Source organism: Marinobacterium sp. xm-d-530, assembly GCF_013283365.1.
Classification (GTDB): domain Bacteria; phylum Pseudomonadota; class Gammaproteobacteria; order Pseudomonadales; family Balneatricaceae; genus Marinobacterium_E.
On sequence record NZ_WBYM01000005.1, the window covers coordinates 312129 to 338450 of the forward strand.

General features: G+C 47.6%; 27 protein-coding genes and 1 rRNA gene. 3 read left to right on the plus strand and 25 right to left on the minus strand.

The window, feature by feature from the left end; genetic code table 11:
- Positions 1-171: 171 nt before the first annotated feature.
- The 5 genes from XMD530_RS10485 to XMD530_RS11455 form a co-directional block, all read right to left on the minus strand.
- Complete coding sequence (locus XMD530_RS10485) at positions 172-771, minus strand: hypothetical protein (protein ID WP_173482836.1); 600 nt, start codon at positions 769-771, stop codon at positions 172-174.
- Between the two features lie 242 nt (positions 772-1013).
- Positions 1014-1982 (minus strand): IS5 family transposase, encoded by a 969-nt coding sequence (locus XMD530_RS10490; protein ID WP_173494980.1) that lies wholly within the window; start codon positions 1980-1982, stop codon positions 1014-1016.
- Positions 1983-2077: 95 nt separating this feature from the next.
- On the minus strand, positions 2078-5116 hold the full coding sequence (locus XMD530_RS10495) for an efflux RND transporter permease subunit (RefSeq protein WP_173507120.1): 3039 nt from the start codon (positions 5114-5116) through the stop codon (positions 2078-2080).
- Positions 5117-5120: 4 nt separating this feature from the next.
- Positions 5121-6200, minus strand: a complete 1080-nt coding sequence (locus XMD530_RS10500) for an efflux RND transporter periplasmic adaptor subunit (RefSeq protein WP_173482839.1) — start codon at positions 6198-6200, stop codon at positions 5121-5123.
- A gap of 31 nt (positions 6201-6231) precedes the next feature.
- Positions 6232-6486 (minus strand): transposase, encoded by a 255-nt coding sequence (locus XMD530_RS11455; RefSeq protein ID WP_173482840.1) that lies wholly within the window; start codon positions 6484-6486, stop codon positions 6232-6234.
- Between the two features lie 356 nt (positions 6487-6842).
- On the opposite strand from XMD530_RS11455, the gene XMD530_RS10510 reads away from it, so the two are divergent.
- Complete coding sequence (locus XMD530_RS10510) at positions 6843-7136, plus strand: type II toxin-antitoxin system RelB/DinJ family antitoxin (RefSeq protein WP_173482841.1); 294 nt, start codon at positions 6843-6845, stop codon at positions 7134-7136.
- Positions 7129-7416: a type II toxin-antitoxin system RelE/ParE family toxin gene (locus XMD530_RS10515; protein ID WP_173482842.1), complete on the plus strand. Its 288-nt coding sequence runs from the start codon at positions 7129-7131 to the stop codon at positions 7414-7416. The genes XMD530_RS10510 and XMD530_RS10515 overlap by 8 nt, the downstream gene beginning before the upstream one ends.
- 63 nt (positions 7417-7479) lie before the next feature.
- Here the strand turns inward: XMD530_RS10515 and XMD530_RS10520 are convergent, their stop codons facing one another.
- From XMD530_RS10520 to rpoE, 17 genes are all read right to left on the minus strand, one after another.
- The gene (locus tag XMD530_RS10520) at positions 7480-8094 is read right to left on the minus strand and encodes a tyrosine-type recombinase/integrase (protein ID WP_173482843.1); all 615 of its coding nucleotides are present in this window, start codon (positions 8092-8094) and stop codon (positions 7480-7482) included.
- 267 nt (positions 8095-8361) lie between these two features.
- On the minus strand, positions 8362-9015 hold the full coding sequence (gene adk / locus XMD530_RS10525) for an adenylate kinase (protein WP_173482113.1): 654 nt from the start codon (positions 9013-9015) through the stop codon (positions 8362-8364).
- Between the two features lie 260 nt (positions 9016-9275).
- A complete protein-coding gene (gene mazG, locus XMD530_RS10530; RefSeq protein WP_173507121.1) occupies positions 9276-10097 on the minus strand; it encodes a nucleoside triphosphate pyrophosphohydrolase in 822 nt (273 codons plus the stop codon).
- Positions 10097-12361, minus strand: a complete 2265-nt coding sequence (gene relA / locus XMD530_RS10535) for a GTP diphosphokinase (protein WP_173506127.1) — start codon at positions 12359-12361, stop codon at positions 10097-10099. Before relA ends, mazG begins: the two co-directional genes overlap by 1 nt.
- A gap of 90 nt (positions 12362-12451) precedes the next feature.
- On the minus strand, positions 12452-13357 hold the full coding sequence (cysM, locus tag XMD530_RS10540) for a cysteine synthase CysM (protein ID WP_173507122.1): 906 nt from the start codon (positions 13355-13357) through the stop codon (positions 12452-12454).
- Between the two features lie 71 nt (positions 13358-13428).
- On the minus strand, positions 13429-13803 hold the full coding sequence (gene acpS / locus XMD530_RS10545) for a holo-ACP synthase (protein WP_173482117.1): 375 nt from the start codon (positions 13801-13803) through the stop codon (positions 13429-13431).
- A complete protein-coding gene (gene pdxJ / locus XMD530_RS10550) occupies positions 13804-14547 on the minus strand; it encodes a pyridoxine 5'-phosphate synthase (RefSeq protein ID WP_371731474.1) in 744 nt (247 codons plus the stop codon).
- Complete coding sequence (recO, locus tag XMD530_RS10555; RefSeq protein WP_173482119.1) at positions 14547-15251, minus strand: DNA repair protein RecO; 705 nt, start codon at positions 15249-15251, stop codon at positions 14547-14549. Before recO ends, pdxJ begins: the two co-directional genes overlap by 1 nt.
- The gene (era, locus tag XMD530_RS10560) at positions 15252-16154 is read right to left on the minus strand and encodes a GTPase Era (RefSeq protein WP_173482120.1); all 903 of its coding nucleotides are present in this window, start codon (positions 16152-16154) and stop codon (positions 15252-15254) included.
- 2 nt (positions 16155-16156) lie between these two features.
- Positions 16157-16834: a ribonuclease III gene (gene rnc / locus XMD530_RS10565; RefSeq protein WP_173482121.1), complete on the minus strand. Its 678-nt coding sequence runs from the start codon at positions 16832-16834 to the stop codon at positions 16157-16159.
- Positions 16831-17205, minus strand: coding sequence for a DUF4845 domain-containing protein (locus tag XMD530_RS10570; RefSeq protein ID WP_173482122.1), 375 nt, complete (start codon positions 17203-17205; stop codon positions 16831-16833). The genes rnc and XMD530_RS10570 overlap by 4 nt, the downstream gene beginning before the upstream one ends.
- Before the next feature lie 18 nt (positions 17206-17223).
- A complete protein-coding gene (lepB, locus tag XMD530_RS10575) occupies positions 17224-18015 on the minus strand; it encodes a signal peptidase I (protein WP_173483455.1) in 792 nt (263 codons plus the stop codon).
- A gap of 7 nt (positions 18016-18022) precedes the next feature.
- A complete protein-coding gene (lepA, locus tag XMD530_RS10580) occupies positions 18023-19822 on the minus strand; it encodes a translation elongation factor 4 (protein ID WP_173483454.1) in 1800 nt (599 codons plus the stop codon).
- A 132-nt stretch (positions 19823-19954) separates the two neighbouring features.
- Entirely contained in the window at positions 19955-21352 is a 1398-nt protein-coding gene (locus tag XMD530_RS10585) for a DegQ family serine endoprotease (RefSeq protein ID WP_173483453.1), read from the minus strand.
- 22 nt (positions 21353-21374) lie between these two features.
- Entirely contained in the window at positions 21375-21803 is a 429-nt protein-coding gene (locus XMD530_RS10590; protein ID WP_173483452.1) for a SoxR reducing system RseC family protein, read from the minus strand.
- A 3-nt stretch (positions 21804-21806) separates the two neighbouring features.
- Positions 21807-22601 carry a MucB/RseB C-terminal domain-containing protein gene (locus tag XMD530_RS10595; protein ID WP_173483451.1) on the minus strand — a complete coding sequence of 265 codons (795 nt, stop codon included), beginning with the start codon at positions 22599-22601 and terminating at the stop codon, positions 21807-21809.
- A gap of 18 nt (positions 22602-22619) precedes the next feature.
- Positions 22620-23198 carry an RNA polymerase sigma factor RpoE gene (gene rpoE, locus XMD530_RS10600; protein WP_371731764.1) on the minus strand — a complete coding sequence of 193 codons (579 nt, stop codon included), beginning with the start codon at positions 23196-23198 and terminating at the stop codon, positions 22620-22622.
- A gap of 215 nt (positions 23199-23413) precedes the next feature.
- Here rpoE and nadB point away from each other — a divergent pair, with 215 nt between their 5' ends.
- The gene (nadB, locus tag XMD530_RS10605; RefSeq protein ID WP_173482128.1) at positions 23414-25021 is read left to right on the plus strand and encodes an L-aspartate oxidase; all 1608 of its coding nucleotides are present in this window, start codon (positions 23414-23416) and stop codon (positions 25019-25021) included.
- On the opposite strand, the gene XMD530_RS10610 is transcribed toward nadB, so the two are convergent.
- The 3 genes from XMD530_RS10610 to rrf form a co-directional block, all read right to left on the minus strand.
- Positions 25011-25430, minus strand: coding sequence for a hypothetical protein (locus XMD530_RS10610; protein ID WP_173482129.1), 420 nt, complete (start codon positions 25428-25430; stop codon positions 25011-25013). The two genes, nadB and XMD530_RS10610, sit on opposite strands and share 11 nt — an antisense overlap.
- The gene (locus XMD530_RS10615; protein ID WP_173482130.1) at positions 25408-25668 is read right to left on the minus strand and encodes a succinate dehydrogenase assembly factor 2; all 261 of its coding nucleotides are present in this window, start codon (positions 25666-25668) and stop codon (positions 25408-25410) included. Before XMD530_RS10615 ends, XMD530_RS10610 begins: the two co-directional genes overlap by 23 nt.
- A 533-nt stretch (positions 25669-26201) precedes the next feature.
- A 5S ribosomal RNA gene (gene rrf / locus XMD530_RS10620) occupies positions 26202-26317 on the minus strand.
- Positions 26318-26322 lie beyond the last annotated feature (5 nt).

Consider the following 26322-nt stretch of genomic DNA (forward strand, 5'->3'; position numbering starts at 1 on the left):
CATATTCAGTAAGTGCTCAATCATGGCACAACTCGTATCGTTTTTATCAAGTATCAAGACGGTGGTCATGCGGAAAGCCGAGCAAGGTTAAGCAATAGAATCATAGTAGTCGCAAACGTACCATTAAATCGTGTACTTTTTATGACTCCTAACCCATCAGGACAACCAAGACTAGTCGCGCCACTCCTGACGAATTCGCTTCAATTTCTCCTTCCATGCATCTGCATCGCCATACTCGAAAAAATTGTCAGAACGCTGATGCCAGCCTCTTGGACGTCTAGCGTGCTTTATCGGACACCAAAACTGCTCAGTTCTAGCGGTGATCTCGCGACCATAAGCCATTACCCCATTTCCGTAGCCACAATAAACGCAGTTTAACTTCTCGATCGTATTCAGGTATTGTAATAGGTGACGGTCGAACACAAAGTACTTCGCACGCTTCACGCGTGGTATTCCGTATAGTCGAAAGCAGATCTGTTGGTAGATGGTTAACGAAAGATCGAGCAATGCGATCGGGACGACCATGCCATAAATGATTGGTGCTGAGAGTATGTAACTTAATTTTGCTTCGCGAAGATATTGCCATGATCCAACTCGGTAACGACGCTGAAGGTCTGCAAAGGCCTCTTCAAACTTAACCTTACCTCGCTCAAAGGTGTAGTGAAATCGTTGTTTGTGCTCTTCGAGAAGCCGGTCGACCTCTTCCGAAACATCGTTTTCAGCTTTGCGAAGTCGTTCAAGCAGTTCGTCTAACCTTGAATCTTTTGCCACCAACAACGTCTCCTGTCATAAAAACCTGATTAGTTCTTTTTATCTAACACAACTCAGCATTTCGGCGCAAAGACCACAACAGAATGCCCCTTCAGTTGAGTGAGGCTAGGGAACCTACGATCAAGTATCCAGTTTTCGGTAATCAGATCTTTTAGCCACCATTTTCGCTGGATTTGAGCCAGAACTCCCCTAAATTTCACTGTCTGGAAGCTGATTGGCAGATTCCAGACGGATTTGCCCTGCTATCGAGCCCGTAACATCTGATCTACACGCACAATGTTCGCCAGAGTAAACAGCATCGCCAACTTACCATCATTCTTGTGTAGGCCTCGGTAGCGAGCTTTTACAAAACCAAACTGGCATTTGATGATCCGAAACGGATGTTCAACTTTAGCCCGTATGCTGGCTTTCAGATATTCAGTGCGGATCTTTTCTTTGTTTATCCTTGGGTGTTTTTTCCAGGCACGGATCTTCCCAGGCTGTTCAGCGACATGCCAGTCAGCCTTCCCAGATTTCAGACTTTCGCGCTTATGAGCACCGCGATAGCCAGAGTCTGCAAAGACAAACGATTCCTCGCCATGAAGAAGGGTATCGGCATGATTCAAATCGTGCTCGTTTGCCGATGTTGTTGTGAGGCTGTGAGTTAATCCAGTACGAGCGTCCACTCCAATATGCGCTTTGAGTCCAAAGTGCCATTGATTACCCTTCTTCGTTTGGTGCATCTCTGGATCACGATCTCTTGATTTATTCTTAGTTGATGTTGGAGCCTCGATAATTGTGGCGTCAACCAAGGTGCCTTCTTTCAGGAGAACTCCTGCTTCAACTAACCACTGGTTAACTTCGGCGAATAGCTTTCGTGCCAGACCCTTGCGCTCCAGCAAATGTCGAAAGTTCATAATCGTAGTATGGTCAGGAATCGTCTTATCTAGCGATAGTCCTGAAAACTGGCGCATAGAGGCTATCTCATAGAGGACATCCTCCATGGCAGGATCGCTTAGGTTGTACCAATGTTGCATGCAATGGATCCGCAGCATCGTCGATAGCGGATAGGGTCTGCGACTATTGCCAGCTTTAGGATAGTGCGGCTCTATGATCGATTCCAAACGAGCCCATGGAATCAACTTATCCATTCGCCCTAAAAAGACCTCTTTCCGAGTCTTGCGGCGTTTTTGATTGAACTCGCTATCAGCAAAGGTGAGTTGGTGATCCATTGGATGATCCGATCAGGAGAAAGACGTGGATTCTCTCAGGCAGTAGGACTTATTCGCAACATCCATAGCTGTATACCCAACGTAAACACCAACCATTATTTTCGGTAACTCACCCGATAGAAAATACTGTAAAACACAGGTACTGCTATCAATGTCAGTACTGTAGCGAACGCTAGTCCCCCCATTATCGTTACCGACATATCCGCAAAAAACGCATCAGACAGCAATGGCGCCATACCCAAAATAGTGGTTATTGCTGCTAACGCTACAGGTCGTAACCTTGATGCACTTGCCGTTAGAATGGCAGTATTCGGCGCGCGTCCTTCAGCGATTTGCAGATCTATCTCTTCTAACAGCACGATGGCGTTTTTGATCAACATGCCAAATAAGCTCAAGAAACCTAGCAAGGACATAAAGCCAAACGGCATATCAGTAGCAAGCAGCCCGCTAACAACACCAACAGCTGCCATCGGCACGATTAACCAAATAATCAATGGCTGTCGTACTCGACCAAACAACAACACTGAAATCAGTAGCATGACCAAAAAGCCAACCGGAAGACCAGTACCCAACGCTTGTTGAGCATCTCGAGAGGACTCGTATTCGCCGCCCCACTCCAGTGAATACCCATCTGGTAATGGAATCGCCTCAATGCGCGGTTGAATACGTGTAAATGCCTTTCCTGCGGTTTCATTAAAACCCGGCTCTGCCAACACTGTTATCGTTCTTAATCGATTACGACGGTGAATTTGCGTTTCTTCGTTAACCAGTTCTAGCCCCTCTGACACTTGATAGAAGGGTATATATTCTCGCTGGCCTGAGCTCCATACCTGGCTATTCTCTATTGCATCGACCTCTGGCACATTGAGTCCTGCCATTTTTGCACGAATAGAGTAGCTGTAGTCACCGTCTTGTAAACGCCCCAGCTCAACACCAATAGATGCATATTGAATGGCTTGAGTAAAATCTGTGCGCGAAACACCTGCAATCCCAGCATTAAACGCATCGAAGTGCGCATTCAGCGCCATTCCTTTTTCTCGCCAGTTATGACGAATATCGCGGATCTGCCCATCTTGCAACATGACGGCTTCGGCCTTAGCAGCCAACTCTCTTAGCACCTCAGTGTTAGGGCCTGAAAAACGAGCGGCTATCTTAGCGCCGCCACCCGGTCCAAATTGCATCCGCTCGGTATAAAAATGCGCATCCAAATCAACATTAGGCAAACGAGCAGATAAGTCCTCTATTAAAGCGTCAATCTGATCACGTGACTCCATCCTGACGAGGAAGAAACCGTAGCTTTCATTGGGCTGCTGCGGACCATAAGTAAGTGTAAAACGATCAGCACCACGACCAATGAAACTAGTTACCGACACAACATGTTCACTGTTAAGAATTAGAGATTCAGCTTTTGCCACAATATCTGCAGTTTGTCTTATGTCCTGAGATTGTGGGCCCCAGTAATGTACAAAAAACAGTGGTGCATTGGATGCTGGGAAGAAGCCTTGCTTAACCATACCAAAGCCGGCATAAGCCACCAAAGTAATCGCCAGCAGTACTGCAACGGTGATCCAACGTAATTTCAGCGCTGCCGTGAGCACCTTTAAATACCCTGTATATACGATGCCATTACTGGTATCAGACTCTTCTTCAGTGCCTACTTTGTAGAAGTACTTACCAAATAACGGCACAACGGTCGCCGCAAGCACCCAGCTTAGTAGCAAAGAAACCATAACAACGGCAAACAATGAATACAAAAACTCACCTGTTGCATCATCTGACAATCCGATGCCGGAGAACGCCGCAATGCCGATAACCGTAGCGCCAAGCAATGGCCACTGAGTACGCTTGACGATAAAGCTAGCAGCTTCAATCGCAGACTTACCCTGACGCATACGTAGCATCATACCTTCTGCCACTACAATCGCATTGTCGACTAACATGCCCATGGCGATAACCATTGCGCCTAATGAAATCCGCTCAAGCTGCAAACCCATTAACCACATCAGCAACACGGTGCCCATAACTGTAATAAGTAATACAGAACCCACTACCATGCCGCTACGCCAACCCATAAATGCCATTAAGGTGAGTGTTACCACAGTAACTGACAAAATGAGGTTGTTAATAAAACCTTGTACCGATTCGTCTACCAGTGCAGCTTGATCATATATGGGGGCCAATGTGATACCGGCCGGCAGTTCACTGAGTAATTGCTCAACTTTGGCGTTTACACGCTCACCAACTTCTACAATATTGACATCATTCAAAGCTGACACGGCCAACGTAATCGCTTCATGTCCTTGGTATCGGATCAGCACCGGTTGAATGTCGAGAGGCTCAAAACGCAATTCAGCGACATCTCGAATTTTAATAGAACGGCTGGTACCAGGGACTACCAAAGACAAGTTATATATCTCATCTAATCGATCGACCGGATTTTCGACCAACAAGCGCACTTTTTGCCCTTCAACCTGAATACGTCCGCCATTAAACGGTTTTAGGTTGTCAGCCAATAGATTGCTCAAGTCAGGAAAAGAAATGCCAAAACCGGCCAACTCAAACGGGTTAATATAGGCAACTAGCTGTTCTTGACGCACGCCACTTACCTGAACCTTCGCAACCCCTTCAGTCACTAACAGTTCTCGCCTGATTATGCGAGCAAACTCACGCAATTCATTTGGCGAGAACTCTGGCGCACTTAGCGCGTAATAAATGCCATAAACATCGCCAAAATCATCATACACATTGGGGGTTTGCGCACCGACCGGTAGGTTCTTCTCGACATCACGTAGGCGTTTCCTCAATTCATCCCAGATCTGCGGAAGCACATCCGAATCGAAAGTAGACTTCACCTCTACAGTGATTTCCGATACCCCTGGTTTAGAAATTGCCTCCAATTGATGCAATTGCGACATTTGCTGAATCGCGATTTCGAGTGGCTCGGTGATTTCATGCTCAACCTTTTCCGCACTGGCTCCCGGAAATTGCGTTACCACTTGGACTTGTTTGATGGTAAATGCGGGGTCTTCCAAGCGCCCAATTGAGCCGAGTGCAAATATCCCTCCCACTAACAAAACCAAAATCATTAGCCAGACATTAACCGGATTTTTAATAGAGTAGCGCGCGATATCCATGCGATTACTCCGCCATGTAGGGTTTTACAATCAGACCATCGCGCATTTTGGCGCCACCTGCAGCAACTACACGCTCACCTAGCGCTATTTCACCATTCACTAATGCGTAACTTCCCTCAATCTGCAGCACATTGATGTTCACGCGGTTAACTGTGGAATCTGCATCGTTATAACGCCACACATGAAATCCTTCGGTATCGTTGCCCTGAAGCGCCGTAAATGGAACTAATACGCCGGTATCAACTGTTTTATTGCCTAATGTCACTTTAACAACTGCTCTTGCTCCGGGTGTTAAGCTGCTATCGCGTCCATCGGCTGCAAACACCACCTTATATGTTTGCGTTATTGGATCAGGTTGCGTAGCGTGTTCAACATATTGCAGCACATATTGCTTGTGCGGAGCAGAAACAATGCTCGCACTCGCCTCAACGGGAGAGCCTTTTTGATAGCTGCTGAGTAAACGTTCCGGTACATTAATATTGAAATAAAAGCGCGATACATCTTGTACTTTAGCGACGGTTTCACCCGCGCGGACATAGCTATTATTTTCAACAATGCGCTCAGATACCTGTGCATCAAAAGGTGCCGTTAAAGTTGTATAACTCAGATCTTGTTGTGCCTTATCACGAGCGATAACCGCTAGCTCCCAAGCAGTTTTAGCATCGTCTAATTGAGCTTGAGACGACAACCCTTTCTCAAACGTAGACGTAGTTCGAGCTAAATCTCTTTTCGCTTGATCCAATCGCGCTGTGGTTTCACGTAATCGCTGTTCAAACGGCGTTGGATCGATTTGAGCTAAAATTTCACCTTGCTTGACAATAGTGCCCGTCAGCAGGTTCTCTTTAATTAATCTTCCCGAAACTTCAAAGCTCACTTCTAATGTTTTAACCGCTGACACTTCGGCGGGGAAGGCGCGTTCGGTTTGATTTGGATTACTGATCGTTTCAACCAGTTTGACTGCTTGCACCTGGGCTTGCTCAACCTCTGCCTTAGGTGCATCACTGCAGGCAGACAGCACCAGTAATGACGCCGAAAGCGCTAACGCAACGACTCCCTTGCATTTTGGTAAATATTGAAAACTCATTTTTGTTCCATTGCTTGTATCGCGTTATGTCTCATATCAAGTTGTGTAAATGGGTCTTATTTTCATCCCATAACATTCTGTGGCATCTGAATTTAACCAATCGTTCGCAAAGCACATTTATAGCTTGACCATCATCATCTTGTTGAAACTCTTTGACCCAGCGACCAATGATTTGCTGACTCACATCCAACATTCTGGCCACTTCTGTTCGTGTGTGACCTTGTTCTAGCACCAAGCTCACAGCATCCAATTTAAATTCTTTCGTATACCGCTTTCTTCCGGTCATTTACTTTCTCCAGCTAAGGTTTAATTATATACTTAACTGGACTGAAATTAGATCTCTCTGTTGGATTGGTTAAAGAATAATCCTCAGAAAATTCAATATTTTTCTGGATTTAAACGTCTGCTTCTAGGAATATTAGATATTTCTTAAGGACCGCTATGGGCCAGCACTCGTCGCTAAAGGGCTGGCTTTTATCGTCTGCTGAAGAGGTGGCGCCGTGGATTCTAACTGCACTACTTGAGCAAGAACTTCGCCGGACTATCTTCACGTCCAAATCGAAATCTAACTGATAGACCTCCGCGAGGTTGCGAGTATCTCAATTGAGATACATAATACTGTTACTACTTGGAGGATCAGTTATGGCTCACTCATCAATGTTACACGTTCGCGTCGACGACCAGCTGAAAACCGAAGCAACTGAAACTCTAGCTAACTTCGGATTGACCGTTTCCGACGCGGTAAGGATTTTGCTCACCAGAATTACTAAAGAAGGCGGCTTGCCAGCTGGGCTCACCTCAGATCCTGAAGCTCACGATGCCTGGTTTCGAGAAAAAGTGAATGAAGCTCTGCAAGATAATCGTCCTACCGTTGCCCATAAGGACGTAATGGATGAGGTTCAAGCAATGATCGACAGGAAACGTCGCGGTGCCTGAACTTGAATGGCTAGAGCCTGCCCGTGCCGATCTACTGTCGATAATCGAATACATTGCAGATGATAATCCTGATGCGGCCCAACGTGTAAAGGATGACATTGAATACAAAGTAACAAGATTACAAGACTTCCCCAGAATGGGGCGGCCTGGGCGGGTAGAAGGCACCCGAGAGTTAGTCATCTGGACAAATCATGTAGTCGTCTACGACGAAAACGCGATCTCTGTACGGATTCTGCGGGTATTGCACACCGCACAGCAATGGCCACCTTCTACCGAGTAATTTGTAGCTGACCAACGGTAACCCACTGCAGCTAAAAGGCCACTTTATTGAAGACGGATCTTTTTACACGTCAGTCTGCTCAGCTAAAACTAACGCATCGTCCAGCTCTACGCCCAGGTACCGCACAGTACTATCCAACTTGGAGTGTCCCAAAAGAAGCTGCACAGCACGCAGATCATGAGTCCGGCGGTAAATCAGCGTGGGCTTTGTTCTTCGCATTGTATGCGTCCCATAATCGCAGGGATCGAGTCCGACACTCGTGACCCACTTATCGACGATTCGTGCGTATTGGCGCGTAGAGATGGGCCGACCGCGGCTAATCCTACTCGGAAATAGAAAGTCATTACTGCCTAACCCTTTCTCATCGATCCATACACGAAGAGATTTACGCGTCTCCTCAGTGATCTCGAATTGCACCGGCCGCCCCGTTTTCTTTTGAACGACAATGGCTCTGCGCTGGATGGTGTTTCCGTGGCTAATATCCTTCACCCTCAGCCCGACCAAATCACAGCCTCTGAGCTTACTGTCTATCGCCAAGTTGAACATCGCCAAATCGCGGGTCTGTCCTGCGAGCTCAAGACGGATACGGATTCCCCATATCTCTTTAAGCTTCAGTGGGCGTTTCTGTCCGAGTAGTTTGCCTTTATTCCAGGGTACATTCTGATTTTCTTCACTCATTATTTTATCCTCGTAAGTATCACGAAGAAGTATTGATGAGCATTTCACCCCTTGCTGGCGAACGAGATCAAAGGTCTGCTTTTGGGTGATTTGAATCAGTGAAACAATGCGTTTTTACTGAGCTGCAACTCAATCTCGAGAGAGTACTTAGGTCCGGTTTGGGTCGAATGCTGCCTTTAAAGAGACTTTTAGAATGAGAATAAAACCCCCTGTAGGCATAAAAAAACCGCACTAATAAGTGCGGTTTAATTTACCGTAGCTCTGATATCAAGCTAGGCCTTCGAATACTCGATCACGGATCTGGTCAACGCTACCCACGCCCTCTACGTATACGTATTTTGGCGCAGTTGCAGCATCTTCATCAGCCCAACCACGGTAATAACCGATTAGAGGTTTAGTCTGATCATGGTAAACGTTTAGGCGAGCGCGAACTGTCTCTTCTTGGTCATCTTCACGCTGTACAAGGTCTTCACCTGTTACGTCATCTTTACCCTCTGTTTTAGGTGGGTTAAATACGACGTGATAAGTACGACCTGAACCAGGGTGTACACGACGACCCGACATACGCTTGATGATCTCTTCATCTGCGACGTCAATTTCAACGACTGCATCTAGAGCAACGCCAGCTTCTTTCAGAGCATCTGCTTGAGGAATAGTGCGCGGGAAGCCGTCGAATAGGAAACCGTTAGCACAATCTGATTCTGCAATGCGCTCTTTAACTAGGCCGATGATGATGTCGTCTGATACCAGACCACCTGCGTCCATAACCTTCTTGGCTTCAACACCTAGAGGCGTACCCGCTTTTACGGCTGCACGTAGCATGTCCCCAGTAGAGATCTGTGGGATACCGTATTTCTCAGTGATGTACTGAGCCTGAGTACCCTTACCGGCACCTGGTGCACCGAGAAGTATCATTCGCATTAATTTTCTCCTTAAAAAAATACGCTGCGCCTGGGCGCAGCATTAAAATTCTTACCGCTGACATTAATTTAGGTGTGGCTATTACACAATTCGACCATAGCCGTGCGGTGTCACCTTTAGCACTTTATAAAGCAGTTTAAAGTGCGCTCAAGGGAGTCAAATATCCCGAGCAAGCCACGCATATTAGCATGGCTGTATAGAGCTTGAGAACTGAATCACTATTAGGCTTTAAGCGAATAGTGCCAAAGACTCTATCAAACCTATTTTTTAGATTTCTCGATCTTTTTGGCTTCATCCCACCAAGCGTCTAACTCTTCTAGCGAAAACTCTCTCCAATCCTTACCACTGGCTAGTACCCTATCCTCGACATGGTTGAAGCGACGTTCAAATTTAAGGTTGGTATTACGAACAGCCTGCTCGGGATCGACTGATAATTTTCGTGCAAGATTGGCGTTAACAAATAGTAGGTCACCTAACTCTTCGCGAACCGCACCCAAATCACCTTGCTGCATCGCTTCGCGGAGCTCTTGGATCTCCTCTTCAATCTTATCCAGCACACCGGTAGCATCATCCCAATCAAACCCCACCTTAGAGGCACGTTTGGTTAGCTTTACGGCACGACTCATAGCCGGCAGTGTCGTTGGTACCTCATCTAAAACACGGGCACGATCTTTACTTTCGCGCTCCTGCTCTTTGATGCGCTCCCACTGTGCATTCACAGTTTGCTGATCTATTTCAACCGACTCAGCACTGTCACGTAACTGACCTGTTGGAAAGACGTGAGGATGGCGACGCACCAGCTTACTGCAGAGTTGATCAACCACTTCATGAAGATCAAATAGGGATTGCTCTTTACCCAGTTGCGAATAGAAGATGACCTGAAACAGTAGATCACCCAACTCATCTTTTAGATGAGGCCAATCCTGTCGTTCGATGGTATCAGCTACTTCGTAAGCCTCTTCAAGGGTATGAGGTACGATTGAAGCAAAGGTCTGCTCCAGATCCCATGGACAACCGGTTTTAGGGTCACGCAAACGCTCCATCAGGTAGATGAGGTCATCCAGGGTATAGCGATGACTCATTAATGAACCCCTGAGCGTTCACGGCGAACGTCACTGACATTCGGAATTTGATTGATCTTATCCATAACTTTGCCAAGCTTATCGAGTCGACCTATCTCAAGGGTCAGCGCCAAATTCGCTTCATTACTGCTCTTATCCGTCAGCGTGTTAGCCGACAATATATTGATTCGCTCGTTCGCTAAGATGGTCATAACATCGCGCAACAGTCCTGATCGGTCAAAGGCCTCTATGACAATATCGACTGGGTAGGTGGCTTCAGCCTCCTCTTCCCAAGCCACTTGAACAATTTTACTGGGCTCTACCTCGCGCAGGTGTTGCAGCTCTTTACAATCTTCACGGTGGATCGAGACACCCCGACCCTGAGTCACGAAACCAGCAATGGCATCGCCGTGAATCGGCTTACAACAACTAGCAAACTGTGTCATCAAGCTGCCGACGCCAACCACATGGACACCAGAGTCACTCGACTTACTCTGTTTTGGTGACGAAGCTGGAACATCCAGATCCAATTGTGAATCACGTTCGGCCTGCTCTTCACGCGCTTGTGCAGCTGAGATCACTTGCGAGATTCTTAAATCACCAGCACCGAGGGCCGCAAACATGTTCTCATTGGAAAGGAACTTAAGACGTTGTGCGATATCCGATAGGTCTACCTCAGTGGCGTCTAATGCCAATCGCTTAAACTCACGCTGAATCATCTCTTTACCCGCATCCACATTTTGATCACGAGCCTGAGTCTTAAACCAATGAGCAATCTTAGCTCTACCCTTAGAGGTTTTTACATAACCTAGGTTGGTGTTGAGCCAATCACGACTTGGGCGCTCTTCTGGGCCTGTCATGATCTCAACTTGATCACCAGTCTGCAGCGCGCGGTTGAGCGGAACAATACGACCCGAGACACGTGCACCTCGACAGCGGTGACCGATTTCCGTGTGCACACGGTAAGCAAAATCAACTGGGGTAGCGCCAGCAGGAAGATCAATGACGTGCCCTTCTGGCGTGAATACATAGACACGATCCTGGGTCACATCGGAGTGGAGAATATCACCCAATGATTCAGTATCGCCCAGTTCGTCATGCCACTCGAGAACCTGGCGTAACCAAGAGATCTTCTCTTCATAGCCATCGGCGCGACTCGCTGTATCTGTCCCTTTGTAGAGGTGGTGAGCACAGACACCTAGCTCAGCCTCTTCATGCATGTCAAAGGTGCGAATCTGAATCTCTACTGCCTGTGATTCAGGACCGAATACCGCGGTATGCAGTGAACGATAACCGTTGGGTTTTGGTGATGCGATGTAGTCATCAAATTCGTGCGGGATATTTCGCCATGCGCCATGAACTATGCCCAGCACGGTGTAACAATCACGAATTTCTGGCACCAATATACGCAGGGCACGGACATCGTAAACCTGATTGAATTCGATATTCTTACGCTGCATCTTTCGCCAGATACTGTAGATGTGTTTAGCGCGGCCAGAAACCTGACCATCAATACCTACCTCTACAAGTTTCTCTTCGAGCAGCTTAATGACACTGTCGATGTACTCTTGACGCGCAAGACGCTTTTCAGCAAGTAGCTTTGCTATGTGTTTGTAATCATTAGGTTTTAGATATCGAAATGAGAGATCTTCTAATTCCCATTTGATGTGGCCGATACCCAACCGATGCGCTAATGGGGCGTAAATATCGAACACTTCACGTGCAACGATGTAACGTTTACGTCGATCCGCATCTTTTACTGCACGAATCGCGCAGGTCCGCTCAGCCAGTTTGATGAGTGCAACGCGAACATCGTCCACCATGGCGACCAGCATCTTACGAACGTTGTCGACCTGACTGCCGCCAGTGCCTAACACGCCCTCTTCATCACGTGGATTTTTGCGACTGCCAATTGCAGCCATCTGCAAGACACCGCGCAGAAGACGAGCGATTTCAGCACCGAATTTAGCTTTAACCCGGTCGATTGATAGTCGCTCTTCTCGCACTGCACGGTAAAGCACACCGGCTACCAGAGCCTCTTCTGTCTGCTGCAGGTCAACGAGGATCTGGACCATCTCCAGACCAGTAAGATAGGCGTTTTGCCCCAGTGACCAGACATCATGAGTTGAGCTCTCTTCATTCAAGGAGGCTTCAACTAATTCGCATGCCTGACGGAAACGCGCTTCATCTTCGAATGTATAACGGTTAGATAGAATCTCTAACCAACGATCCAGATCAACGGATCCATCTTCACGGACCGGTTGATCGTCACGAACCTTAACCAATGTAGGCTACTCCTGTATTGCGAGTAGCGAGCTGATACCCTAGCTCAAACTCATAAAAACGGCGTCAATATTAGAACGACGGGGCTTAACCTAGGATGACTTAGAGAAGACACCTGTCGAAAGATAACGATCGCCTCTATCACAAATAATGGCGACGATTACTGCATTTTCAACCTCTTGAGCCAATCTTAGCGCGCCAGCAACGGAACCACCTGACGAAACACCACAGAAAATACCCTCTTCGGTCGCTAAACGACGCATCATGACTTCAGCATCCGCCTGATCAACATCCAATACACGATCGACACGACTCTCTTCGAATATCGTTGGTAGATACTCTTTTGGCCAACGACGTATGCCAGGGATTTGAGACCCTTCAGAGGGTTGAAGACCAACAATTTGAACGCTTGGATTCTGCTCTTTAAGGTAGCGCGAGGTCCCCATGATGGTACCTGTAGTTCCCATAGAGCTGACAAAGTGTGTGATAGTTCCTGAGGTTTGTTGCCAGATTTCAGGCCCTGTTGTGCGGTAGTGCGCTTCAGGATTATCTAAGTTACCAAACTGATTTAGAACCTTGCCTTCACCACGCGCTTGCATTGCCTCGGCCAAGTCTCGAGCACCTTCCATGCCCTCCTCTTTTGTCACCTCAATCAACTCTGCACCATAAGCACTCATAGCCGATTTACGCTCTTCGCTCATGTTATTCGGCATGATCAGTTTAAGCGTATACCCCTTGATTGCAGCGGCCATCGCCAACGCGATACCGGTATTGCCAGAAGTCGCCTCGATCAATGTATCACCTGGTGCGATCTCGCCTCGCTCTTCGGCTAGAGTGATCATACTCAAGGCAGGACGATCCTTAACGGAGCCCGCAGGGTTATTACCCTCTAATTTACAGAGAATGGTGTTGCTATTTGGCGCTTCGATACGTTGCAGTCTGACTAGCGGTGTATTGCCAACCAGCTCAGCGATAGTAGGGTATTGAGTTGAGCTCATCTCTAATCCGTTATAAGAATTGATTTTATTATTCGATTATATCAGGGGAATTCCACCATCGAAATGGTGAATTAAGCCTGAGCGATTACTTGAGCAACCACATAGTGCTGCTCATCACTGTAGCTTAAAAACCACCGGGTAATGCCAAGTACCTCGGCGTGTTCTAGAGCTTTGTCAGTCACCAACAGATCAGGGCGACCTGCACTGTTCTTAACCACCTCGAGGTGCTGCCAGCTAACGCCTTTAGCGATACCTGTACCCAAGGCTTTAACGGCCGCTTCCTTCGCTGCAAAGCGTTTAGCTAAAAAACGCGCGGGTTGGCTAGATTGGTTGAACGCTTCCAACTCAGTGGGGGTCAATATTCTCTCAGCAAAACCGGGAGTTCGCTCAAGTGCGCGCTCCACTCTAGAGATTTCAAGAATATCGACACCGGTTCCAACAAGCATTTAACTGGCCATCGCTCTGGCATTAAGCATCAGATCACGCATTTCACGAACCGCTTGATCCAAGCCGACAAAGAGTGAACGGGCGATGATCGCATGACCAATGTTTAGCTCATTGAACTCTGGAATTTCTGCAATCGGCTCTACGTTATGGTAGTGCAGACCATGACCAGCGTTGACCACCAGACCTATTGAGTGAGCATAGGTTGCTGCCTCTTTAAGTCGTTCAAGCTCGTCTAACTGCTCTTGGCCTTCTGCCTCAGCGTAAGCACCAGTATGCAGTTCAATCACTGGAGCTCCCACACGTTTAGCCGCATCAATTTGTGCCTGATCAGGATCGATAAAGAGTGAGACTTCGACTCCGGCTCTCGCCAAGCGCTGACACGCCGACTGAATGTGAATTTCATGACCAAGTACATCCAGACCGCCTTCAGTCGTTAACTCTTCGCGTTTCTCTGGCACTAAACAGGCGTGTGCAGGTTTGATCTCTTCAGCAAAACTGACCATTTCATCAGTAACCGCCATCTCAAAATTCATACGAGTCTGAAGCGTTTGCGCCAATAGACGAATGTCACGATCTTGAATGTGGCGACGGTCCTCACGAAGGTGCACCGTAATACCATCGGCGCCAGCGTGCTCAGCAATAGACGCTGCATAGACAGGGTCTGGGTATTGAGTACCACGAGCTTGACGAAGAGTCGCAATGTGATCGATGTTCACACCTAATAAAATACGATTTGGCTGGATCACTCACTCTCTCCTTTTCTCTCTTTAGATCTCGGTTGAAACAACTCTCTTGATCGCAACGGCTTGTCACCTAACTGCTCTTTTAAGAGCTCTCTCATTAAATACTTTGCCGCTTTCTTAACGCTGGGATCAGTATACTCACCTTGTTCAATGGAACGAAGCTGATCACCTGTGAAATGCGCCGAGGCAACCTCATCTACCGCACTTATCCCCTGCACAACATCATAACGGTAGTACGGCTGATGACAGCCTGACAGATCGCTCCAACTCCCTAACTCCTTCAGTAGCGCCTGCTCAAATAGCCGTAAACTCACCTCGTGATCTTGAGATTGAAGCAGATCATTAAGCAGCACTTTGTAATTGAGGAATAACTTAGGTGTCGCCTCTAAGGGTTGAAGCAAACGCTCCAGTAGTTCATTGGCGTACAAGCCACACATTAACGCTTTGCCAGTCAAAGTGGGGAGTAGTTCTGCCAATTCGGCTTGATGAAGCGTTTTAAGCTCTGACTGGCCTGAAAATCGAACGGCCAATACTGTAAAGGGTTGAAGCGTATGGCGTAACTTTGAGCCTGGCCTGCGCACACCTCGAGCAACTACTGATACTTTGCCATACTCGAGTGTAAATAGATCGACAAGTGCACTGGTTTCACGATAGGGACGCGAGTGAAGAACAAACGCTGCGACCTGTTCAGTGCGACTGTTCATTTAGTCGTGATGATATCCAAGGCTTGCTAGGGCACGTTCGTTGTCTGCCCAGCCGCGTTTCACTTTAACCCAAAGGTTCAGCATGACCTTGGCATCAAACATGCGTTCCATATCGATGCGAGCGTCACGACCGATCACTTTAATTCGCTCACCCTTATCACCGATAACAATACGTTTTTGCCCCTCTCGCTCAACAAGAATCAGTGCACTGATGGTCAACAGACCACGTTCATCTTGAGTAAACTCTTCGATCTCAACCGTGGTTCCGTAAGGGACTTCATCCCCTAGATTACGCATCAGTTTTTCACGCACAAGCTCTGCCGCGACAAAACGGGAGCTACGGTCGGTGATCTGATCTTCAGGGTAGAAGTGCATCCCTTCCGGCATGTAGGATTCAACGGCACGCTCTAGTTGATCGACGTTATGCCCTTTGTGAGCAGAGATAGGCACGATCTGATCAAAATGGCGTTTGCTATTGAGCGTTTCGATCCAAGGGAGAAGCGACTCTTTATCCTTGAGTAGATCCACTTTATTAACCGCCAATATGACTGGGCAACGAAGCTTCTCCAACTTAGAGAGTACGATCTCATCCTCTTCGGTCCAAGCGGTACGATCGACAATAAAGACGACTAGATCGACATGACGCAGCGCCTCAGAGGCGGCTTTGTTCATGTAACGGTTCAGTGCTTTACCTGTAGCGTCGTTGTGTAGCCCGGGTGTATCAACGTAGATAACCTGCAGATCCTCTTCGGTTTTAATACCAAGAATCTGATGACGAGTCGTTTGAGGTTTTTTTGAGGTGATGCTCAGCTTTTGACCAAGGATATGGTTGAGCAGTGTGCTCTTACCCACATTCGGTCGGCCAACAATAGCAACATAGCCACAGCGTGTATTCGCTTCCATGATTACTCCTGCCCTAGTGCAATCAGTGCAGCACGAGCGGCTTCTTGTTCTGCCTGGCGGCGGCTGGATCCAACACCCTTGCAGCTTTGATCCAACAGTTGAACCTGACAAGAGATATAGAAGGTCTGATCATGCGCCTCACCAACGACTTTATCCAGTTGGTAATCAGGTAGCGGCTTACGTCGTGACTGCATAAACTCTTGAAGGCGCGTTTTAGAGTCTTTGACTGACTTTTTAAGATCGATCGCTGCTAAACGCTCTTTGAACAACCCTAAGATGAACTGTTTAGACGTCTCAAAATCACTGTCCAAGTGAATGGAACCAATGATCGCCTCTACCGCATCAGCCAAAATTGAGTCGCGACGGAAACCACCACTCTTTAACTCACCCGAACCAAGGCGAAGATAATCACCCAAACCTAGCTCACGACCGATCTCTGCAAGAGTTTCACCTTTCACCAACTTTGCTCTAAGACGGCTCATTTCACCCTCTTTAGCCTGTTCAAACTGCTCAAACAGCGCATTAGCTATGACAAAGTTTAGGATTGAATCGCCCAAAAATTCCAGGCGTTCATTGTTGCGCTTACCACAGCTTCGGTGCGTTAACGCCAATTCAAGCAGGGATTCATCTTGGTAGGTGTGGCCAAGCTTTCTAGCCAACTCTGAGACAGGTCGTATCAAGGTTTTATCGCTTTAAATTCATCTTTAAAAACAACGACAGCATCAATGTTGCCGTACAGTGGGACGCGCTCTTCATAGTCCAGCGTGAATATCAGTTCACCAGTATCCTGAGTGATCTGCAAAGCGTCACGTCCAGGCAGAGCTACTTGATTAATCGTAAATCGACGCTCGATATCACGACGAATCTCGGCGCGACTTTTTGAGAGTTCAGCCGGGTCAGCAATAATGTCTTCAATAATGCTGACCACGGTTGTATGGGTTGAATAAGGCGCTAGCAGTTTAAACCCAAGGCTAAAGCCAACTGAGCCAACAATAAGCAGCAACAGTATCGATAGTGTACTGATGCCCTTTTGTCGAATGTGCTTATCCATACTCAACCTCAGTATTATTTACTGAATGGATCGCATCGCTGTGAAATCTGGAATGCTCAATAGTTGAGCCCAATGCATCCAAACACTCACCGCTTTACCGACGATCAATTCATCAGGAACAAAGCCCCAATAACGGCTGTCATTACTGTTATCGCGGTTATCGCCCATCATAAAGTAGTGGCCCTCTGGCACACGCCAGCCACCATTCATTACACGTGCATTCACATCGCGATAGATCTCGTGCGAAACATCGCCTAGCTGCTCTTCAACTTGAAGACGCTTGGGGTTGATCGCTGGTATTTGAGCAATCAACGTTTGATTCTGCGGCTCACCGTTCACAAAGAGCATCTTATCTTTGTAAACAATCTCGTCACCCGGAAGACCTATCACACGTTTAATATAGTACACACTCGGGTTTTGAGGGTATTTAAATACCATAACGTCGCCACGTTGCGGCTCGTTATTGTCAACAAACTTTATGTTTCCAACCGGTGTACGAAGACCGTAGTGGTATTTATTCACCAAAATAAAGTCACCAACTTTCAGCGTTGGCAGCATCGAACCTGAAGGGATTTGAAAGGGTTCGTATAGAAATGAACGAAGAATTAAAACAGCCGCTAATACTGGAAAGATAGAGCTAGAGAGTTCGGCCCAGTAGGGTTTATTAACCTTAGGTTCTTCGAAACCCTCTTCCACCATTTGCGACTCTTTGCGTTTTCTAGAGGGCGCAAAAAAGGCGATATCCAATAACCATAGCAGGCCTGTAACTAATGTAACTACGACCAGAATCAGTGCAAAATCTAAGTTCATATTAGCCTCAGCTGTCTACCTTCAGTACGGCTAGGAATGCATCTTGCGGGATCTCAACTCGACCCACCTGCTTCATGCGCTTCTTACCCTCTTTCTGCTTAGCGAGCAGTTTCTTCTTACGGCTCACGTCACCACCGTAACATTTTGCCAAGACGTTCTTGCGCAGAGCTTTAACCGTTGTACGAGCAATGATCTTACCACCCAGAGCCGCTTGAATAGCAACATCGAACATCTGGCGTGGAATTAGGTCTTTCATCTTTTCACAGAGCAGACGGCCACGGTACATTGAGTTATCGCGGTGCAGGATAACGGCCAAAGCATCCACTTTCTCACCGTTAATTAGAATGTCCATGCGAACCAGCTTAGCGGCCTCGAAACGGGTGAAGTTGTACTCAAGCGAAGCGTATCCACGTGATACCGATTTCAACCGGTCAAAGAAGTCCAATACCACTTCAGCCATTGGTAGTTCGTAACTTAACTGAACCTGCTTACCGACAAACTGCATGTTCTTCTGAATACCGCGCTTCTCCACACACAAGCCAATGACTTGGCCAAGGTAATCCTGAGGCACAAGGATATTCGCTGTCACGATCGGCTCACGCATCTCACGAATACCGCCTGGGTCAGGCAGTTTCGATGGGCTGTCAATGTAGATGATATCGCCGTTGTTCATCTCCACTTCGTAGACAACCGTTGGGGCTGTAGTAATCAGATCGAGATCGTATTCGCGCTCAAGGCGTTCTTGGATGATCTCCATGTGAAGCATACCCAAGAAGCCACAACGGAAACCAAAACCAAGTGCATCCGATGTTTCAGGCTCAAAGAAGAGAGAAGCATCGTTAAGCGTTAGCTTGTCGAGCGCTTCACGGAAGTCTTCATAGTCATCCGAACTCGTTGGGAATAGACCGGCGTAAACCTGTGGTTGAACTTTTTGGAAACCTGGCAGTGCATCAACATCAGGAGTCTTTTGATGCGTCAAGGTATCACCCACTGGTGCACCGTGAATATCTTTGATGCCGGCAACAACGAAGCCTACTTCACCCGCTTGTAAGATGTCAGTTTTCACCTGTTTCGGTGTAAAGATACCGACCATCTCAGCCTGGTAGTTCATGCCAGTCGATTTAACCATGATGCGATCTTTACGACGCAAGGTTCCTTGAGTCACACGAACCAGTGAGACAACCCCAAGGTAGTTATCAAACCATGAGTCGATAATTAGGGCTTGAAGTGGTGCTTCACGGTCACCTTGTGGTGGTGGGATTACATCGATCAGCGCCTCTAGAACTTCTTCAACGCCCATACCCGTTTTAGCTGAACAAGGGACCGCAGCTGAAGCGTCGATACCGATCACCTCTTCAATCTCCTGACGAACCACTTCGGGTTCAGCCTGAGGTAGATCCATTTTGTTCAAGACAGGTAGAACCTCAAGGCCCTGCTCTATCGCGGTGTAACAGTTGGCTACCGACTGCGCTTCAACACCTTGCGCGGCGTCTACAACAAGAAGTGCGCCTTCACAAGCATAGAGTGAGCGTGAAACTTCATAAGAGAAGTCGACGTGTCCCGGCGTATCGATGAAGTTCAACTGGTAAGTTTCACCGTTGCGCGCTTTGTAATCCAAGGTGACACTTTGTGCTTTGATGGTGATGCCACGTTCGCGCTCGATATCCATTGAATCGAGGACTTGCTCAGCCATTTCACGATCAGACAGACCGCCACAAATTTGAATAATGCGATCGGCTAACGTCGACTTACCGTGGTCGATGTGTGCAATGATACTGAAGTTACGAATGTGATCTAGTTCACTCACTCTGTGTAAAACCTATACTCTTGGAACGACAAAGAAATTTAGCGCACAATTCTACTCGAATTCATGCCCTATAGATAGAAAACAGGGGCCATTAAGGCCCCTGCAGAGGATCTTTTCAACGATCCATTAAGTTCACTCGAGACGCATTGCCAAAAAGACTGGATTACCGCCACGAATCACTCGAAGTGGCACCGCTTTGTCATCTGGCAAGTCGGCCACGATATCGCTCAGTTGCTCCACTGAGCTGATTGCCTTACCGGCTAGCATAGTGATCACATCACCCTGACGTACCCCGGCATTAGCCGCTGGGCCCTGTCCAACTGATTCAACATAAACACCTGCATCAACACCGGTACGCTCTTTGATTTCAGACGTCATATTTTGAACCACCAAGCCCAGAGACTTTCTCTCTTTAGGCTCAGGTTGCGCTCGATTGGACGCTAACTCTTCATTTGAGGGAAGCTCGCCAATCGTCACTTTCAAGTTGACTGACCTACCTGAACGGAACACCTCGACATCCGCTGTTTCACCCGGTGCAATACGACCAACCTGAGCAGGTAGCTCGGCTGACAAACCGATCTCACGGCCATTAAATTTAACGATGACATCACCCGCTTCAAACCCTGCCTCTTCTGCAGGACTATCACTTAATACCTGTGCAACCAGCGCACCTGATGGTTTATCTAAGCCGAATGATTCAGCAAGGTCGCGTGTAACCTCCTGAATGATTACACCCAACCAACCTCGAGAGACGCTTCCCTTCTCTTTGAGCTGATTGGCAACCTCCATAGCCACATCGATCGGAATGGAGAAAGAGACCCCCATGAAGCCACCTGAGCGGGTATATATCTGCGAGTTGATACCGACCACTTCGCCATCTAGATTGAATAGCGGGCCTCCGGAGTTGCCTGGATTGATCGCCACATCTGTTTGAATAAAAGGTACATAAGAGTCACCTGGAAGGGCTCGTTCCTTAGCGCTGACAATACCGGCCGTAACGGTTGAGTCAAAACCAAAAGGACTGCCAATAGCCAGTACCCATTCACCCACTTCAAGCTCAGAAGAGCTACCGATCTCCAGTGCCGGTAGATCTTTAGCATCGACCTTAAGCAGCGCCACATCTGAACGTTGATCAGAACCAATAATCTCTGCCTCAATTTCGCGTCGATCATTCAGTCTAACCAGAACTTTCTCAGCTTTATCGATCACATGGTGATTGGTCAGAATGTAGCCATCATCCGAAATGATAAAGCCCGAGCCCAGCGATTGTGGATGCATACGAGGCTGCTGCCCAGGGGGCTGCTGAAAGCCCCTGAAGAAGTCGCGGAAGATCTCTGGCACTTCCTGGTCGTTGAAGTTATGAGGCATAGCCGAACGAGAACTCTGTTTCTGTTCTTGAATCGTGCTTATATTGACGACAGATGGCGACAGCGTTTTCACTAAATCCGTAAAATCGGGTAACTGCTTGGCCATCGCCAAGGATGAAATAGCGATACCCGCTACGAAGGTAATTGATCGAAGAAAGGTCATATTTACTCCTTAGGTAAAAACCTTAGCGAAGCAAACGTGGCTGATACTGCCCTGATGCAACGCCTCTTAAACCCATATTACGGCCAATGAACAAGCCGACTATGAATCCAAGGATAGCGCCAACTATCTGAAAAAATTCTGAAAAGTTTAAAAATCTCGCCAAAATTGGCAGAAGGATCATACCGACCAGCGGTATAAGGTAGACGGTGACAGAGGCCCCAACCAAGGCACCCTCTTCCAATCCAACCCAAACCTCTTGGCCTGGCGATACAATAAGACGACTGGGGTTATCGATCAGAACTTCAACGCGTTTGGTTGGGAACCAATCGCTGAGGCGTTTCTGGCCACAAGTCGATGAGCTTGCACAGGCTGCACAAGCACTTTGGCGACTCACCTCTACCCAAACTTGATCGGCCTCAGAACGGAGAACCGTCGCGCGCTCTTCGATCATGAATTAGTTGCTAGCGACCACCACGCTTGCAGCCACTTTATCTGCATCAGTCAGTGACAAGTCACCCACCACTGAGACAAAACGATCATCAACTAAACGACCTACAGCTACCAAACCTTGAGCGCTTAAGGCACCTTCCGATGCAGAGACTGCTTCAGCCGGTTTAATCACCACACTCAGCACCTGATCGCCCTTTTTGTAGAGTTTTGATTGACTGTCACCAACCAGTCGTTCTGATACTTCAGCAAAGCCATCAGGTAGCCAGTTAACCTGCCAGTCAGTCGCATTGCTGTTTAACAGTGCAAGATGCTCATCGATCTGACCGCGAAGACCTTCAGATAGACGAATCACTTCTAGGGCTGGCTTGCTCTCTTGTGAAGCCTCAACGCCTGACGCCAGAGATGTGCGCATAAGATCCGAAGAACCTTGATTACGCTCTAGGTAGCCATTGGATGCCAATGAGCTCGGCTCACCTAACTGAGCGCTGTTCAAACCAATCATGACAGCTAGAGTAAGGGATGCAGCAACAGCCATGCTACCTAACGCACTCCAACTAGAGGTTTTTGTCTCTACAACCTGAGTTGATTGCTCTTCTGAAATAGAGGCCATGACTTGAGATGAGATATCAACAGTAGAGTCGATGCTCTGTTCACGCATCAAGGTACGAGCGAGGTGGTAACGACGCCATACTTGCGCGTCTTCACTGTTCTCGTCGTAATGTTTAAGAGCACGACGCAACTCAAATTCAGTTGCCTCCGAGTCCATCAATGCAGAAAGACTTTCTCTATTGCTCGACATATTTGATCCTCATTTGCTCTAGTTAGAGAGCATTGGTTTCAACTCATTATCAATCGCTTCACGAGCTCGATGGATCCTTGATCTGACGGTACCAATTGGACACCCCATTACTTCGGAGATCTCATCGTAGCTCATCCCTTCAAGCTCTCTGAGTGTTATCGCCACTCGAAGCTCTTCAGGAAGTTGCTCGAGCGTTCGGGTCATCACCTCGAACATCTCATCTCGATGCAAACTATTTTCTGGTGTTTCAAGATCTCTAAGCTCTGTGTCGCTCTCTAGATCTTGAAAATCTAAATCTCTATCAGGTGGTCTTTTACTTCTTGCGACTAAATAGTTCTTCGCAGTGTTAATGGCTATACGATACAGCCAAGTGTAAAAGGCACTTTCACCTCTAAAATTCTTAAGCGCCTTATAGGCCTTAATGAACGTCTCTTGTGCAACATCCAACGACTCTGATTGATCGTGAATGTAACGCCCTACCAGTGCAATAATCTTATGCTGATAACGCTTAACGAGCAGATCAAACGCACGCTGATCACCTGCCTGTACACGCTCAACAAGCATCTGATCGGTTATCTTATGGTTGGAATCGTTCACTCTCTATCCTAGTCAATGCCAAAGGGCTTCGGAGGATGACAGTATGATTGTTACACCAACCTAATATCAAGCCGATCAATCTCTTATACAGACTAAGATTCAAAAAATGTCGAAAAGTTCCCCAATTATTGAAGTTTTTTTACAAACCCCTTACCAAGAGCTAAACACACTCGCATAATAGAGCTCTTTTTTACGGTCTCAATAAGTCAAAACAGATGGCACGATTTGAAGCAGATGTACTGATCATTGGCAGTGGCGCAGCCGGTTTAACAGCCGCACTAAATTTACCCTCCAACCTGAAGGCGCACGTCTTGAGCAAGGGTAAATTAGAGCATGGTGCTACCTGGTGGGCACAGGGTGGAATAGCCGGTGTTTTTGATCCAAAAGATCAAACCGAAAACCACATCAACGACACCCTCGTTGCTGGTGCCAACCTTGGACACTTAGACTCTGTTCAACACACCGTAAAAGATGGCCCCAAAGGCATTCAATGGCTAATTGATCAGGGTGTACCTTTCACACGACAGGAAGAGCAGTATCATTTAACACGAGAAGGCGGCCACTCACATCGCCGTGTACTTCACTCGGCCGATGCAACAGGCAAAGCGATTCAACAAACTCTAATCAGCCAAGCAAGGTCGGCCAGCAACATTGAGCTGTTTGAAGATCGAATTGCGATCGACCTGATCACCCGTCGTAAATTAGGCTTAGGTGAAGATGCGTGTGTAGGTGCCTATGTCTACAACCAAGAGACAGAGAGCGTTGATCTGTTTCTTGCTCGAACCGTCATATTAGCAACTGGCGGTGCCTCTAAGGCTTACCTCTATAACACCAACCCGAACGGCGTCGCATCCGGCGATGGTATTGCAATGGCTTGGCGAGCAGGCTGCCGAGTTGCAAACCTAGAGTTTAATCAGTTTCACCCTACCTACCTTTATCACCCTAAGGCACAGAGCTTTTTGGTCACCGAAGCGATCCGTGGCGAAGGCGGTATTCTGAAACTACCTAACGGCACCCGTTTCATGCACCGTTTTGATGAGAGAGCCGAACTGGCACCACGCGATATCGTCGCCCGCGCCATCGACTTTGAGATGAAACGTGTTGGTTGTGAATATGTTCACTTGGATATTTCTCACAAACCCGCAGATTTCATTAAAGAGCACTTCCCAACCATTTATGAGCGCTGTTTAGAACTTGGGATCGACATTACTAAGGAACCGATACCCGTAGTACCAGCTGCACACTACACCTGTGGCGGTGTCATGACCGACATAAATGGCCAGACCGATATCAAAGGACTCTTTGCCATTGGTGAGACCGCGTTTACAGGCCTTCATGGCGCAAACCGATTAGCGTCAAACTCTCTACTTGAGTGTATCGTGTACGGTAAATCCGCGGCTGAACAGGTGGCATCACTGCTACAAGAGAGTGGAGAAGCCTTCCCAGAAGTCCCTAACTGGGATGACTCACAGGTAGTTAACTCAGACGAAGATGTCATAATCTCGCACAACTGGGATGAACTGCGCCGTTTTATGTGGGACTACGTGGGTATTGTACGTACTGATAAACGCCTACAGCGAGCACAGCACCGTATCGATCTATTGAACGATGAGATCAATGAGTACTACAGCAACTATAAAGTGAGTAAGTATCTGATCGAGCTTCGTAATCTAGTGACCGTCTCGGAATTAATTATCCGCTGTGCTATGAAACGCACTGAATCACGTGGCCTTCACTACACGCTCGACTACCCAGAACAGTCACCTGATCTTTATGACACCGTTCTGGTGCCGGAAAACTACTTCTGGGGCGTTAACGCTTAGCAGCAATAGGCGCGTATTGAGAAATAACCGATAAGCGCCGCCACCCACTCTCTGGTAATTGGTCAAACCAGACACAAATCCAAACGGGTAATGCACGCTCTAATGGTTGTACTTTAATAAAGAGAACAAACCTTAAGTTTATAATTTGAACAGGTGGAGCTGTCACTAACATCTTCTCATCTATAAACAGGCAAAACCTATCTTTATCGGCATTCCAAACAAAGCCGGTAAAGCGCTCAAATGGAGCCAAAGCACGATAGACCCATAGTGAGAAGGTAAGTAACAGAAGATACACCGCAGTCGATGCACCGGTGAGTAAAGGGGTTAAACCGACTAAAACAAAAAAGCCAAACGTAAACAGACGTTTGGCTTTAGATTCAATAAGATCAAACCTTACTGGCGCGAACACAATCCAACACCACAGTGACCGCCCTCTCCATATCTGGGTCAGCCGGCTTTTCACGCTGCATGAACCAGAGAAAAAGCTCCTGATCCTCACAATCAAGAAGCTTCACAAAGCGATCTTGATCCTCAACTGATTGGTCCCGAAAATGATTCTCCATGAACGGAACAAACAGCAGATCCAGTTCCCACATACCACGACGAGACTGCCAAGTAAGACGACGAATGTCTTCTTCAGAATACACGCTATACCACTCCAAAACGCGTTGATTAGATGAGAGTAAATATAGCATTAAATGGGCATGGTAGGGGGAGAAAGTTGAGACGTTGGAGCGGTCTTGCAAAGGCTGCGAAGGTTGGGAGCGTGATTGGAGAGCAGGTGACAGGCTAAAGCCTGTCACTGGTGTGCTTAACTCGCTACGGAACTACGGTGACTGGCCTTCAGCCTGTCACTGGTGTGCTTAATTCACTACGAAGCTACGGTGACTGGCCTTCAGCCTGTCATCCGCTGTTGACGTTGGCAGAGATCTTTTTTAAAACCGTTGGAGCGGTCTTGCAAAGGCCGCGATGGATTTGGCAGAGATCCTTTACGAAGCTCTCAATGACCTACAATAGGTGCCGAGCGTTGCTCGTCATCGCTTCGCGACGCTTGCAGCGCCTCCCCGCCGCACTTTCAGTGCATCTGTGGTCACATGGGCATTCGCTCAGAAGTCTCCTTGCTACCAAAAAACAAAAAACCCCAGGACCTTTCGGTACTGGGGTTCTTTGTTTATTAGGTGCCTGGCAATGACCTACTCTCACATGGGGAAACCCCACACTACCATCGGCGATGACGCGTTTCACGACTGAGTTCGGTAAGGGATCAGGTGGTTCCACGTCTCTATTGTCACCAGGCAAAA